12 protein-coding genes are annotated in these 13,757 nt (G+C 64.1%); all 12 read left to right on the top strand.

The annotated features are described in order from the left end of the window. Window positions 1-156: 156 nt before the first annotated feature. Window positions 157-1,317 carry an ABC transporter substrate-binding protein gene (locus AC3WLY_RS29810; protein ID WP_492309654.1) on the top strand — a complete coding sequence of 387 codons (1,161 nt, stop codon included), beginning with the start codon at window positions 157-159 and terminating at the stop codon, window positions 1,315-1,317. A gap of 200 nt (window positions 1,318-1,517) precedes the next feature. Then, window positions 1,518-2,573, top strand: a complete 1,056-nt coding sequence (locus AC3WLY_RS29805) for a branched-chain amino acid ABC transporter permease (protein WP_175962675.1) — start codon at window positions 1,518-1,520, stop codon at window positions 2,571-2,573. 4 nt (window positions 2,574-2,577) lie between these two features. Beyond that, window positions 2,578-4,362, top strand: coding sequence for a branched-chain amino acid ABC transporter ATP-binding protein/permease (locus AC3WLY_RS29800; RefSeq protein WP_492309655.1), 1,785 nt, complete (start codon window positions 2,578-2,580; stop codon window positions 4,360-4,362). Continuing rightward, window positions 4,362-5,117: an ABC transporter ATP-binding protein gene (locus AC3WLY_RS29795; protein WP_425132002.1), complete on the top strand. Its 756-nt coding sequence runs from the start codon at window positions 4,362-4,364 to the stop codon at window positions 5,115-5,117. Before AC3WLY_RS29800 ends, AC3WLY_RS29795 begins: the two co-directional genes overlap by 1 nt. A gap of 625 nt (window positions 5,118-5,742) precedes the next feature. Then, complete coding sequence (gene mnmG / locus AC3WLY_RS29790; RefSeq protein ID WP_492309656.1) at window positions 5,743-7,713, top strand: tRNA uridine-5-carboxymethylaminomethyl(34) synthesis enzyme MnmG; 1,971 nt, start codon at window positions 5,743-5,745, stop codon at window positions 7,711-7,713. Beyond that, window positions 7,710-8,396 (top strand): 16S rRNA (guanine(527)-N(7))-methyltransferase RsmG, encoded by a 687-nt coding sequence (rsmG, locus tag AC3WLY_RS29785; protein WP_310139259.1) that lies wholly within the window; start codon window positions 7,710-7,712, stop codon window positions 8,394-8,396. The genes mnmG and rsmG overlap by 4 nt, the downstream gene beginning before the upstream one ends. Before the next feature lie 50 nt (window positions 8,397-8,446). Next, a complete protein-coding gene (locus AC3WLY_RS29780) occupies window positions 8,447-9,226 on the top strand; it encodes a ParA family protein (protein ID WP_175962679.1) in 780 nt (259 codons plus the stop codon). A gap of 31 nt (window positions 9,227-9,257) precedes the next feature. Beyond that, on the top strand, window positions 9,258-10,151 hold the full coding sequence (locus tag AC3WLY_RS29775) for a ParB/RepB/Spo0J family partition protein (protein WP_006482728.1): 894 nt from the start codon (window positions 9,258-9,260) through the stop codon (window positions 10,149-10,151). Window positions 10,152-10,161: 10 nt separating this feature from the next. Next, window positions 10,162-11,292, top strand: a complete 1,131-nt coding sequence (locus AC3WLY_RS29770) for an SLC13 family permease (RefSeq protein ID WP_175962780.1) — start codon at window positions 10,162-10,164, stop codon at window positions 11,290-11,292. A gap of 557 nt (window positions 11,293-11,849) precedes the next feature. Continuing rightward, window positions 11,850-12,374, top strand: a complete 525-nt coding sequence (locus AC3WLY_RS29765; RefSeq protein WP_174380343.1) for an ATP synthase subunit I — start codon at window positions 11,850-11,852, stop codon at window positions 12,372-12,374. A 109-nt stretch (window positions 12,375-12,483) separates the two neighbouring features. Then, a complete protein-coding gene (gene atpB / locus AC3WLY_RS29760; RefSeq protein ID WP_034183834.1) occupies window positions 12,484-13,335 on the top strand; it encodes a F0F1 ATP synthase subunit A in 852 nt (283 codons plus the stop codon). A gap of 75 nt (window positions 13,336-13,410) precedes the next feature. Continuing rightward, window positions 13,411-13,683: a F0F1 ATP synthase subunit C gene (gene atpE / locus AC3WLY_RS29755; protein WP_021160442.1), complete on the top strand. Its 273-nt coding sequence runs from the start codon at window positions 13,411-13,413 to the stop codon at window positions 13,681-13,683. The last annotated feature ends 74 nt before the right edge of the window (window positions 13,684-13,757 follow it).

The raw sequence follows: 13,757 nt of genomic DNA, 5'->3' as shown, positions 1-13,757 counted from the left end.
GCCGCGCCGTCGGGATCCTGTCGCGGTGGCGGCGTTTCACGGGAAAACGAGCGTAGGCGCGGCAAGACGAGATAGTTAAATTATTAACTTGTTTGGGAAACGGGAGCCGCCCGAGCGACCCGCGGATTTTTCGAGCAGCGTTTGGAGACAACATAAATGAAGATGAATCGATGGATGGAGGCCGTGCTTGCCGCGGGCCTCGTGTGCGCGGCGGCCACGGCGTCGGCGCAGGTGAAGATCGGCGTGACGCTGTCGGCCACCGGGCCGGCCGCTTCGCTCGGGATTCCGGAAAAGAACACGATCGCGCTGCTGCCGAAGGAAATCGCGGGCAAGAGCGTGCAGTACATCGTGCTCGACGATGCGTCCGACACGAGCCGCGCGGTGCAGAACGTGCGCAAGCTGATCGACGAAGACCACGTCGACGCGATCATCGGTTCGTCCGTCACGCCGAATTCGCTCGCGATGCTCGACCCCGTGTCGCAGGGCAAGACGCCGACGATCTCGCTCGCGGCGAGCGCGCAGATCATCGCGCCGATGGACGCAAAGCGCGCGTGGATGTTCAAGGTGCCGCAGAACGACCAGCTGATGGCCGACGCGATCGCCGGCTACATGGCGAAGCACGGCGTGAAGACGGTCGGCTTCATCGGCTTCGCCGATGCGTACGGCGACAGCTGGTACAAGACGTTCAGCGCGGCGGCCGAGAAGAACGGCCTCAAGATCGTGTCGAACGAGCGCTTCAACCGCACCGATGCATCGGTGATGGGGCAGGTGCTGAAGCTGATGGGCTCGAATCCGGATGCGATGCTGATCGCTGGTTCGGGCACGCCGGCCGCGCTACCGGCCAAGACGCTGAAGGAGCGCGGCTACAAGGGCAACAAGGTGTACCAGACGCACGGCGTCGCGAACAACGACTTCCTGCGCGTATGCGGCAAGGATTGCGAAGGCGAGATCCTGCCGGCCGGTCCGGTGCTCGTGACCGACCAGCTCCCGGATTCGAACCCGGTGAAGAAGGCGGCGCTCGGCTACAAGGCCGCATACGAGAAGGCCTATGGCGCGGGCTCGCTGGCGACGTTCGGCGGCCATGCGTGGGATGCGGGGCTGCTGCTGCAGCGCGCGATTCCGGAAGCGCTGAAGAAGGGCCAGCCGGGCAGCGAGGCATTCCGCGAGGCGCTGCGCGCGTCGCTCGAAAGCGTGAAGGACCTGCCGGTGTCGCACGGCGTGATCAACATGACGTCGACTGATCACAACGGCTTCGACACGCGTGCGCGCGTGATGGTGCAGATCGTCGACGGCAAGTGGAAGCTGCAGGCCGAGTAAGCATCACGTGAAACCGGCGTGCGCGGCGCGAACCGCGCCGTGCACGCCGTCGGCAGGGCGCCGGGCCTGACGGGCCGCGCCCGTGCCGCATGGAACCACCGGGGTTCGCCGCGTGGCGCGCTGACGTGCCGATCTTGCCGTCCGTGCAACCGGCCGTTCCCGTCGCCGTTTTTCCGCAGCATTCTCGATACAAGACACGTATGGATCTCTCGATTGCGGCGATCCTCGCGCAAGACGGCATCACGACCGGCGCCATTTATGCATTGCTGTCGCTGGCGCTCGTGCTGGTGTTTTCCGTTACGCGGGTGATCTTCATTCCCCAGGGCGAATTCGTCGCCTACGGTGCGCTGACGCTTGCGGCGTTGCAGGCGCAGAAATTCCCCGCTACCTGCTGGCTGCTGTTCGTGATGGGCATCGCGTGCTTCCTGCTCGAAGTTGGCGGCCTGATCCGGCATCGCGAACGCCGCCATCAGCTCGGCCGCACGCTCGCGACGCTCGGCAGCCGCTACATCTTGCTGCCGCTCGCGGTGTTCGCGATCACGCGCAGTTTTGCTGTGCAGCCGATGCCGATGCTCGCGCAGATCGCGCTGACACTCGCGATCGTCGTGCCGATGGGGCCGTTCGTCTACCGGCTCGTGTACCAGCCGATCGCCGAGGGCACGACGCTGCTGCTGCTGATCGTGTCGGTCGCCGTCCATTTCGCGATGGTCGGCCTCGGGCTCGTGATGTTCGGCGCGGAAGGCTCGCGCACCAACGGATTCTCGGACGCGTCGCTGTCGATCGGCAACATGACGGTGTCGGTGCAGAGCATCCTCGTCGTCGTCACGGCACTCGTGCTGATCGGTGCGCTCTACGTGTACTTCGGCCGCACGATCGCCGGCAAGGCGCTGCGTGCGACGTCGGTGAACCGGCTCGGCGCGCAGCTCGTCGGCATCGGCACGACCGAAGCCGGGCGGCTCGCGTTCACGTTCGCGGCGGGGCTCGGCGTGCTGTCCGGGATCCTCGTTGGCCCGCTGACGACGATCTACTACGACTCGGGCTTCCTGATCGGCCTGAAGGGCTTCGTCGGCGCGATCATCGGCGGGCTTGTCAGCTATCCGCTCGCGGCCGCCGGCTCGCTGCTCGTCGGCGTGCTCGAATCGTATTCGTCGTTCTGGGCGAGCGCATACAAGGAGGTGATCGTGTTCACGCTGATCATTCCGGTGCTGCTGTGGCGCAGCTTCGTGACGCCGCACTCGGAAGAGGAAGAGGAGTGACGCGATGAAGACGATGGTACGCAACAAGACCTTCTGGGTGTTTCTCGTGGTGCTGTTTGCGCTGCCGGTGCTGCCCGGCGCGCTGCAGGTGCCCGAGTACTGGATCACGCTGCTCAACTACATCGGCCTCTATGCGATCGTCGCGATCGGACTCGTGCTGCTGACGGGCGTCGGCGGGATGACGAGCTTCGGGCAGGCCGCGTTCGTCGGCATCGGCGCATATGCGACCGCGTTCCTGACGACGCGCTACGGCGTGTCGCCGTGGCTCGCGCTGATCGTCGGCGTCGTGCTGACGGCGCTCGTCGCGCTCGTGCTCGGCGCGGTCACGATGCGGCTGTCCGGGCACTTCCTGCCGCTCGGCACGATCGCGTGGGGTCTCGCGCTGTTCTACCTGTTCGGCAACCTCGAACTGCTCGGCAAGTACGACGGGATCAACGGGATTCCGGCGCTGAACCTGTTCGGCATCGCCCTCGACAGCGGCCGCAGCCTGTATTTCCTGATCTGGGCCGTCGTGCTGGCCGCGATCGTGTCGGTGCAGAACCTGCTGAACAGCCGGCCGGGCCGTGCGATCCGCGCGCTGCGCGGCGGCGGCGTGATGGCCGAGGCGATGGGCGTGAACGCCGCGTGGATGCGCGTTGTGATCTTCGTCTATGCGGCCGTGCTCGCAGCCGTGTCGGGTTTCCTGTACGCGCACCTGCAACGCGCGGTGAACCCGACCCCGTTCGGCCTGAACCACGGGATCGAATTCCTGTTCATGGCCGTGGTCGGCGGCGTGTCGCATGTCTGGGGCGCGGTACTCGGCGCGGCAATCCTCACCGTGCTGCAGGACTATTTGCAGACGCTGCTGCCGAAGCTGCTCGGCTCCGAAGGCAACTTCGAGATCATCGTGTTCGGCGTGCTGATGGTGCTGCTGCTGCAGTACGCGCGCCAGGGCGTTTGGCCGTTCGTCGCGAGGCTGTTCCCGCGCGGGCCGCGCGCGCATGTGCCGGAGCATGCCGATCCGTTGCCGCAGCGCGCGAAGCCCGCGGCCGGCGAGCCGCTGCTCGTCGTCGACAACGCACGCAAGCAGTTCGGCGGGCTCGTGGCCGTCAACGACGTCAGCTTCGACGTGAAAGCAGGGCAGATCATCGGGCTGATCGGCCCGAACGGCGCCGGCAAGTCGACCACGTTCAACCTCGTGACGGGCGTGCTGAAGCCGACAGGCGGTGCGATCACGTTCCGCGGCGAGCGCATCGACGGGCTCACGTCGCGCCAGATCGTCCGGCGCGGCATCGGTCGCACGTTCCAGCACGTGAAGCTGCTGCCGGCGATGACGGTGCTCGAGAACGTCGCGATCGGCGCGCATCTGCGCGGCCATACGGGGGTCTGGCGCAGCGTCGCGCGGCTCAATGCACACGAGGAAGCGCAGTTGCTGGCCGAAGCTGCGCGCCAGATCCGTCGCGTCGGGCTTGAAAAGCACATGTACGACGAAGCAGGCAGCCTCGCGCTCGGCCAGCAGCGGATTCTCGAGATCGCGCGCGCACTGTGCTGCGACCCGACGCTGCTGCTGCTCGACGAGCCGGCCGCCGGGCTGCGTTACCAGGAGAAGCAGCAGCTCGCCGACCTGCTGCGGCGGTTGAAGGCGGAAGGCATGAGTGTGTTGCTCGTGGAGCATGACATGGACTTCGTAATGAACCTCACCGACCGGCTGGTGGTGATGGAATTCGGCACGCGGATCGCGGAAGGTCTGCCGCAGGACGTGCAGCAGGATCCGGCGGTGCTCGAAGCGTATCTGGGCGGGGTGGAGTGATGACGGACACGACGATGCCGATTCTCGACGTGCGCGGGCTGGCAGTCCGGTACGGGAAAGTGGAGGCGCTGCACGGCGCGGCGATCAAGGTTGGTGCCGGGCAGATCGTCAGCGTGATCGGCCCGAATGGGGCAGGCAAATCAACGCTGCTGAACGCGATCATGGGCGCGCTGCCGGTGACCGGGCATGCGTCGGGCGCGGTCGTGTATCGCGGCAACGACGTCGGCGCGTTGCCGGTCGAGCAGCGTGTCGCGCGCGGGATGTGCCTCGTACCGGAAAAGCGCGAGCTGTTCAGCACGATGACGGTCGAGGACAACCTCGTGCTGGGCGCGTATCGGCGCAAGCAGGCCGGTGAATTGAACTTTCTCGACCAGCTCGATCACGTGTTCGCGCTGTTTCCGCGGCTGAAGGAGCGCCGCAAACAGGCGGCCGGCACGCTGTCAGGCGGCGAGCGGCAGATGCTCGCGGTCGGCCGCGCACTGATGGGCAAGCCCGACCTGCTGATGCTCGACGAGCCGAGCCTTGGGCTCGCGCCGCTGATCGTGAAGGAGATCTTTCATATCATCAGTGCGTTGCGCGGTACGGGCGTTGCAACGCTGCTGATCGAGCAGAACGCACGGGCCGCGTTGCAGATCTCCGACTACGGTTATGTGCTGGAGACGGGCGAGTTTGCGCTGGAAGGGCCGGCGGCCGAACTTGCGCAGAATCCGCGCGTGATCGAAACGTACCTCGGGTTGGCGAAGAAGACGGCTTGATAGTCGCGGCGGTTGGCGGGAAACGGACGGCGTGTTTCACGTGAAACACGCCGTTTTTGTTTGTGGGGTTGGAGCAATGTCTCGATGGCCGGTGGTTCGCGGCCAGCGGATAAGTATCCGGGGAATAGTCGGAAGTTCTGTGTGGCGGCGGTGGGTAACGCGTCCACAGAGCGGGTGACGATCCAGTGTCTCGCTCGGGAGTGGGTGGCCGCGTGTTCCACAGGCTGGATTCCTGGTGCATGGATCTCTGCACAGGCTGACGATGTGCCGAATCTCGGGGATAAGTGCCGGACCAACAACAGGGAAGTCGGTGAGGAGGCGGGGGCACAGGATCTGGCGCCAAGGCTGTCGTGCCGGCCACAGGAATCGATGTCGGTCTGTCCTCTGCGGGCTATTTCCCCGCTGCTCTGTTTTTTGCACAGCCACGACGATATGCGTCATCCCGGCCGGGAGCCTTGCTGGAGAAGGCGCGACCCCACGAATTCATTCATCCGCAGTCGAAAAAATGACGAAATGAACGGACCCTACCATTCGGACGGCCTTCGAGTGAAAAGCGAACCCGCTATAATTCGGCCCATACATTTCTCTGATAGGTTCGTGCGCAGCCCTGCGTACGGAATCCACCATGCTTTTTCCCACAGAATTTGACGTCATCGTCGTCGGTGGCGGTCACGCCGGCACGGAAGCGGCGCTGGCGTCCGCCCGAATGGGCGCGAAGACGCTGCTGCTGACCCACAACATCGAAACGCTCGGGCAGATGAGCTGCAATCCGTCGATCGGCGGCATTGGCAAGGGCCATCTGGTCAAGGAAGTCGACGCGCTGGGCGGCGCGATGGCCGCCGCGACGGACGAGAGCGGTATTCAGTTCCGGATCCTCAATTCGTCGAAGGGCCCGGCCGTGCGTGCGACGCGTGCGCAGGCCGACCGCATCCTGTATAAGGCCGCGATCCGCCACCGGCTCGAGAACCAGCCGAACCTGTGGCTGTTCCAGCAGGCCGTCGACGACCTGATGGTCGAAGGCGACCGCGTGGTGGGCGCCGTCACGCAAATCGGCATCCGCTTCCGTGCTCGCGCAGTCGTGCTGACGGCCGGTACGTTCCTCGACGGCAAGATCCACGTCGGCCTGAACAACTACACGGGCGGTCGTGCGGGCGATCCGGCGGCCGTGTCGCTGTCGTCGCGCCTGAAGGAGCTGAAGCTGCCGCAGGGCCGCCTGAAGACCGGTACGCCGCCGCGTATCGACGGCCGAACGATCGACTTCTCGAAGCTGGACGAGCAGCCGGGCGACCTCGATCCGATCCCCGTGTTCTCGTTCCTGGGCCGTGCAGAGCAGCATCCGCAGCAGTTGCCGTGCTGGGTCACGCATACGAACGAGCGCACGCACGACATCATTCGCGGCGGTCTCGACCGTTCGCCTATGTATACAGGCGTGATCGAAGGCGTCGGGCCGCGTTATTGCCCGTCGATCGAGGACAAGATCCACCGGTTTGCATCGAAGGAATCGCACCAGATCTTCCTCGAGCCGGAAGGGCTGACGACCAACGAGTTCTACCCGAACGGAATCTCGACAAGCCTGCCGTTCGACGTCCAGCTCGAGCTCGTGCATTCGATGCGCGGCCTCGAGAACGCGCATATCCTGCGCCCCGGCTACGCGATCGAGTACGACTACTTCGACCCGCGCGCGCTGAAGGCATCGCTCGAGACGAAGGCGATCAACGGGCTGTTCTTTGCGGGCCAGATCAACGGCACGACCGGCTATGAAGAAGCGGCCGCGCAAGGCCTGCTGGCCGGCCTCAATGCGGGCCGCTACGTGCAGGAGAAGGACGCATGGTGCCCACGCCGCGACCAGGCATACCTTGGCGTGCTCGTCGATGATCTCGTGACGCGCGGTGTGGCCGAGCCGTACCGGATGTTCACGAGTCGCGCCGAATATCGCTTGAGCCTGCGTGAAGACAACGCCGATATGCGCTTGACCGAGATCGGCCGCGAACTGGGCCTCGTCGACGACGTGCGTTGGGACGCATTCAGCCGGAAACGCGACGCTGTTTCACGTGAAACCGAACGCCTGAAGTCGACGTGGGTCACGCCGAAGACGCTGCCGCCGGAAGAGGCGACCGCGCTGCTCGGCAAGGCGATCGATCACGAATACAGCCTCGCCGAGCTGCTGCGCCGTCCGGGCGTCAGCTACGACGGCGTGTGCGGCCTGAAGGGCGGCGAATGCGGCCCGGCCGAGCCGTTGACCGATGATTTGGTGCTGCTCGAACAGATCAAGGAGCAGGTCGAGATCGGCATCAAGTATCAGGGTTATATCGAGCGCCAGGCATCCGAGATCGAACGTAACGACGCGAACGAGAACACGCGTCTGCCGGACGGTATCGATTACCGCGAAGTTCGTGGCCTGTCGTTCGAGGTGAGCCAGAAGCTCAACGAGTTCCGGCCGGAAACGATCGGGCAGGCGTCGCGCATTTCGGGCGTCACGCCGGCGGCGATCTCGCTGCTGATGGTGCACCTGAAGCGCCGCGGCCTGGGCCGCCGTAATGGTACTGCCGCAGAGGCAACGGAGCAGGGGGACGGCGCCGTCCCGACGCAACAATGACGGCGCGTCGCGCGCCGGCGGTTAATCGGGACGTACTGGAAGGGATGCTCGTCGACGGCACGACGGCGCTCGACCTCAGACTGACGGATGCACAACGCAACCAGTTGCTCGACTATGTCGCGCTGCTCGGCAAGTGGAACGCGGTCTACAACCTGACCGCGATCCGCGACCCGAAGCAGATGCTGATCCAGCACATCCTCGATTCGCTTTCGATCGTCCCGCATCTGCGTGGCCGTGCGTCGGCCCGCGTTCTCGACGTCGGCTCGGGCGGCGGGTTGCCCGGGATCGTGCTGGCGATCGTCGAGCCGGACTGGCAGGTCACACTGAACGATATCGTGCAGAAGAAGTCGGCATTCCAGACGCAGATGCGCGCGGAGCTGAAGCTCGCGAACCTGTCGGTGGTCACCGGGCGAGTCGAATCGCTGCAGCCGGGCGTCGAAGTGCCGGAAAAATTCGACATGATCGTATCCCGCGCCTTCGCTGATCTGTCCGACTTCGTTAAACTTGCTCGACATCTGGTTGCGCCGGGCGGATCGATCTGGGCAATGAAGGGCGTACACCCGGACGACGAGATTGCACGGTTGCCGGAAGGTAGCCGTGTGAAGCAGACGATGCGGCTGACGGTGCCGATGCTCGATGCTGAGCGGCATCTGATCGAAGTGGCCGTCGACGAAGCGAAATGAAGGCGCGCGGTACGCGCCGTTTGTTTGAAGGTAAAGGGAACACACCAACGATGGCAAAGATCTTCTGCGTTGCGAACCAGAAGGGGGGCGTCGGCAAGACGACGACATCGGTCAATCTCGCCGCAAGCCTTGCAGCGCAGGAGCAACGAGTCCTGCTGATCGATCTCGACCCGCAGGGCAACGCGACGATGGGCAGCGGGATCGACAAGGCCGCGTGCGAATCGACCGTGTACGAAGTGCTGGTCGACGGCGTGTCGGTGACCGATGCGCGCGTGCGTCCGGAAGGCGTCACCTACGACGTGCTGCCCGCGAACCGCGAGCTGTCCGGTGCCGAGATCGAACTGATCAGCATCGACAATCGCGAGCGCCGGCTGAAGGTCGCGCTCGAGCACGTGGCCGACGACTACGACTTCGTGTTGATCGATTGCCCGCCGACGCTGTCGCTGCTGACGCTGAACGGGTTGTGCGCGGCGCATGGCGTCGTGATCCCGATGCAGTGCGAATACTTCGCGCTGGAAGGGTTGTCGGACCTCGTCAATACGATCAAGCAGGTTCACGCAAACATGAACCGCGACCTGAAGATCATCGGCTTGCTGCGCGTGATGTTCGATCCGCGCATCACGCTGCAGCAGCAAGTCTCCGATCAACTGAAAGCGCACTTCGGCGACAAGGTGTTCGACGCGGTGATTCCGCGCAACGTGCGTCTGGCGGAAGCGCCGAGTTACGGGCTGCCGGGCGTCGTGTTCGACCGCAACTCGCGTGGTGCGCAGGCGTATATCCAGTTCGGTGCCGAGATGATCGAACGCGTTCGCGCGTTCGAGGTGTCGTGATCCGGACATGAGCGAAGCGAGGAAGAAAGACATGAACGCGGTACCAAAGAAGAAGGGCTTGGGACGTGGCCTCGAAGCGCTGCTCGGCGGCAGCGCCGATATCACCGAAGCGGTGAAGATCGAAGGCGCGCCGAACACGCTCGCGCTCGGCAAGCTGCAGGCCGGCAAGTACCAGCCGCGGACGCGGATGGACGAAGGCAGCCTGCAGGAGCTCGCGGCAAGCATTCGCGCGCAGGGCGTGATGCAGCCGATCCTGGTACGGCCCATTTCATCAGACAAATACGAGATCATCGCGGGCGAGCGGCGTTTCCGCGCGGCGCGCCTGGCAGGCCTCGACGAAGTGCCGGTGCTCGTGAAGGACGTGTCCGATCAAGCCGCCGCGGCGATGGCGCTGATCGAGAACATCCAGCGCGAGGATCTGAACCCGCTTGAAGAGGCGCACGGCATCCAGCGCCTGCTCGACGAGTTCGGTTTCACGCATGAACAGGCGGCCGAATCGGTCGGCCGTTCGCGCAGCGCGGTGTCGAACCTGCTGCGCCTGCTGAACCTCGCTTCGCCGGTGCAGACGATGCTGCTGGCCGGCGATCTCGACATGGGGCACGCGCGCGCGCTGCTCGCCGTCGATGCGGCAACGCAGATCACGCTCGCCCACCAGGTCGTCAACAAGCGCATGTCGGTGCGCGAAACCGAGAAGCTCGTCGCACATACGACGAAGGAAGCGCCGGCCGTGAAGGCGCGCGCGAAGGACGACGGCGGCCGCGACACGCGCCGTCTCGAGGAGGAGTTGTCTGACCTGCTCGCGTCGACGGTGAAGATCAAGCTCGGCCGCCGCGGTCGAGGGCAGGTGCTGATCGACTTCGGCAACCTCGATGCACTCGAGGGCATTCTCGCGCGGCTGCGCGGCAACGTAGCGACCGAAGAGTAACGCGTTGACGATGAAGGAGACGGGCGCACCGGCGCCGCACCGGTGGCTCGGATGGCTTGTGCAGGAGCCCGTGCTATCGGTGCTCGTGCTTGGCCTGCTCGTGCTGCAATGGGTGCGTCCGCAACCATTTTCCGTGCTCGCCGGTCGAGTCGACTGGCAGACGGTCGCGACGCTCGCGGGCCTGCTGATGCTGACCAAGGCGCTCGAGTTGTCCGGCTGCCTGATGTGGCTCGCGCACCGCATCGTGCATCACGTGCATTCCGAGCGCGGGCTCGCGATGTTGCTCGTCGTGTTCGCGGCAGCGCTGTCGATGTGGCTGACCAACGACGTCGCGCTGTTCGTCGTCGTGCCGTTAATGGTGTCGCTGCGTGCGCTGACGCCGCTGCCGTTCCGGCGGCTCGTGATCGTCGTCGCGCTGGCCGTCAATGCGGGGTCCGTCGCGACGCCGCTCGGCAATCCCCAGAATCTTTTCCTGTGGCAATTGAGCGGCATGTCGTTCGGCCGCTTCGTGGTCACGCTCGGGCCGCTCGCGATCGCGCTGATGGCGCTGCTGCTCGCGCTGACCGCATGCGCGTTTCGCGCGAAACCGCTCGACCTGTCCGGCGACGTCGTCGCATTGCCCGTGCAGCGCATGCACGCGCTGATTGCAGCGGTGCTGTTCGCGGCATTCGTGCTGCTCGCCGATGCGCACCATCCGCTGCCGGGTCTGGTTGCGGTTGCGATCATGCTGTTCGCCGTAAAACGTGACGCAGTCCTGAAGATCGACTGGCTGCTGCTGCTGATCTTCGTACTGATGTTCGTGGTGCTGCGCAGCGCGGCTGCGCTGCCCGTCGTGCACGACGCGATTGCGCATGCGCGCCTCGATTCGCCGCTGCGCGTATTTGCGGCCGGCGCCGTCCTGTCGCAGGGGATCAGCAACGTGCCGGCCGCTATCCTGCTATCGGAATTCACGCACGACTGGCGCGCGCTCGCGTTCGGCGTATCGGTCGGCGGCTTCGGTTTCGCGATCGGTTCGCTCGCGAACCTGATCGCGGTGCGTCTCGCGAAGGAGCCGCGCATGTGGCTGCCGTTCCACCTGGTCTCGATTCCGTTCGCGCTCGTGAGCGCGGCACTCGGCGCGTGGCTGCTCGTGCACGGTTGAGCGTTGCGGCACAGGTGTGCGGTTCGAGAGGCGGGGAGGGCGCACAGCGTTCGCGATGGTTGCGAGGCTGTTGATAAGTGCGGCGATTCACAGTCGATCGTCTGTGGTGGCGCGACAACTGGCTGGATGGTTCGATGCACCGGCATCCGATCGAATTGCGTGTATCGGGTGCGGCTGACTGGCCACAGTGTTTTGCTTGTCCCGGGATGTCGCGCCGAGTCGTTCCGGGCAGTTGCATCACAGCGGATTTTCGGCGGCGATCGTGCCGTTTCGTTCGATCCCGCGTCGGGCATCGCTTCCACGCCATCCACCGTCACCGGACATTTTTCGAGCAAGAAATACCGGTGCAAAAATCCGACCTTACAACTGTCATCGTACGTCGTCGAATCGCGTGTTTTTCACATGATGAGGCGTCGTTTTATGCAGGTTTTTGTCGCGTCTAAAGCCTTGAATCACTTGCAACTATCGCTTACAATCGCCCGGATTTGTTAGCTAGGCACCCCTGAAAGCTTTCGGAAAGCTTGGGGCCGGATTCAAGGATTTTGCGGAAGATTGCGATGGCGGGTCAGGCGCCGGACGACAGGCACGATGATCAGCGCACGCAACGCACCGCTTCGGCGGCCGGCGAGCGGCGCGAATCCGACGATGACTGGGATGCCGAGCAACAAGATAACAATATCGTTCCGCTCACACGGGCAGAAGCCGAGAGGCTGTTCGGTCCGGACGTGAGCAAGCCCTCGCGCGTGACCCCCTCCAAGGTGGTGTTCGCGCAAGTGGTCTTGTCCCTGGTTGCAACGCTGGCGTGGTGGCTGTTTTCGAAGTCGCCGGGCGCCGCTGCGCAATCCGCGTTTCTGGGTGGAGCGATCGGCTGGGTACCAAGTGCGCTGTTCGTGGCACGACTGAAGGCAGGTGGTTCGGCCACCGTGATGAGCTGGGTGATGGGCGAAGCCCTGAAGCTCGGCCTGACGATCGGGATGTTCGCAGCAGTGGCGTTCGGCTGGGCCGGCGTGCATTGGGTGCCGTTCCTCGTCACGTACCTCGTCGTGCTGAAGACGTACTGGATCGCGCTGGCCTGGCGGTAAGCAACAAGCAGCGTGCGGTTTCGACAACGAACCGCACCGGCCCGTTCCCGCAATAACGTGTTGCGGAACAGGCAAAACGATTTTCGACAATTTGGGTGGCATTAACGATATGGCAGCTAGCGAAGGCACGCGCGGTCCGGATCCGTCCGAGTACATTGCGCACCACTTGCAGAATTTCTCCACCTCGCATCAGACGTCGATTTTCGACATCCACGTCTGGAATCTCGACACGCTGTTCTGGTCGATCGTATGCGGCATCGTGACGATCCTCCTGCTGCGTCTGGCCGCCCGCAAGGCGACGTCGGGCGTGCCGGGCCGTTTCCAGTGCGCGATCGAGATGCTCGTCGAAATGGTCGAAGACCAGTCGAAGGCCATCGTCCACGGCAATCGCACCTTCATCGCTCCGCTCGCCCTCACGGTGTTCGTGTGGGTCGCGCTGATGAACTCGCTCGACTTCCTCCCGGTCGACCTGCCGGGCCGCGTCATCGGCCTGCTCGGTCTGTCGGACGTGATTTCCCACCATCGCATCGTCCCGACGGCCGACCTGAACGGCACGCTCGGCATCGCGCTCGGCGTGTTCGTCCTGATGATCTACTACAGCATCAAGATCAAGGGCGCGGGCGGCTTTGTGCATGAGCTGCTGTCGGCCCCGTTTGGTGCCCACCCGCTGCTGTGGATCCCGAACCTCGCGCTCAACATCGTCGAATATCTCGCGAAGACCGTCTCTCTCGGTATGCGGCTGTTCGGCAACATGTACGCGGGTGAGCTGTTGTTCCTGTTGATCGCCCTGCTCGGCAGCATGTGGAGCTTCGGTGGCGACGCAACGTTCCTCGGCTTCGTTGGTCACGTGATCGCGGGTAGCGTCTGGGCAATCTTCCACATCCTGATTGTTCTGTTGCAGGCATTCATTTTCATGATGCTGACGCTGGTGTATCTCGGCCAGGCGCACGACACGCACTAAGCGCGGCGTGCAACAAAGAGTCTTCGTTTTAGTTTTTTAAATCTCAGTTCCAAGTCTTTTCACAAAGGAGTGATCATGCAAGCTTACATCGCCAACATCCAGGGTCTGACCGCCATCGGTATCGGCATCATCATCGGCCTGGGTGCAATCGGCGCCTGTATCGGTATCGCGCTGATGGGTGGCAAGTACATCGAAGCCTGCGCACGTCAGCCGGAACTCATCAACCCGCTGCAAACGAAGATGTTCCTGCTGGCTGGTCTGATCGACGCTGCATTCCTGATCGGCGTTGGTGTCGCAATGCTGTTCGCGTTCGCGAACCCGCTCCTGTCGAAGCTCGTCGCAGGCTAAGGTTCCTCGGAAATATGCGTCCGGCGCAAGCCGGCGCAGGGCGGAACGGAGACTTGGGGCGCTGATCGAATGCA

This window comes from Burkholderia sp. FW306-1C-G01B, assembly GCF_058781685.1.
This window is presented reverse-complemented; position numbering and strand designations above follow the sequence as displayed.

Coding starts and splice junctions, on each gene's coding strand:
- AC3WLY_RS29810 (WP_492309654.1), top strand. CDS start 157: ATGAAGATGAATCGATGGATGGAGGCCGTGCTTGCCGCGGGCCTCGTG.
- AC3WLY_RS29805 (WP_175962675.1), top strand. CDS start 1,518: ATGGATCTCTCGATTGCGGCGATCCTCGCGCAAGACGGCATCACGACC.
- AC3WLY_RS29800 (WP_492309655.1), top strand. CDS start 2,578: ATGAAGACGATGGTACGCAACAAGACCTTCTGGGTGTTTCTCGTGGTG.
- AC3WLY_RS29795 (WP_425132002.1), top strand. CDS start 4,362: ATGACGGACACGACGATGCCGATTCTCGACGTGCGCGGGCTGGCAGTC.
- mnmG (WP_492309656.1), top strand. CDS start 5,743: ATGCTTTTTCCCACAGAATTTGACGTCATCGTCGTCGGTGGCGGTCAC.
- rsmG (WP_310139259.1), top strand. CDS start 7,710: ATGACGGCGCGTCGCGCGCCGGCGGTTAATCGGGACGTACTGGAAGGG.
- AC3WLY_RS29780 (WP_175962679.1), top strand. CDS start 8,447: ATGGCAAAGATCTTCTGCGTTGCGAACCAGAAGGGGGGCGTCGGCAAG.
- AC3WLY_RS29775 (WP_006482728.1), top strand. CDS start 9,258: ATGAACGCGGTACCAAAGAAGAAGGGCTTGGGACGTGGCCTCGAAGCG.
- AC3WLY_RS29770 (WP_175962780.1), top strand. CDS start 10,162: ATGAAGGAGACGGGCGCACCGGCGCCGCACCGGTGGCTCGGATGGCTT.
- AC3WLY_RS29765 (WP_174380343.1), top strand. CDS start 11,850: ATGGCGGGTCAGGCGCCGGACGACAGGCACGATGATCAGCGCACGCAA.
- atpB (WP_034183834.1), top strand. CDS start 12,484: ATGGCAGCTAGCGAAGGCACGCGCGGTCCGGATCCGTCCGAGTACATT.
- atpE (WP_021160442.1), top strand. CDS start 13,411: ATGCAAGCTTACATCGCCAACATCCAGGGTCTGACCGCCATCGGTATC.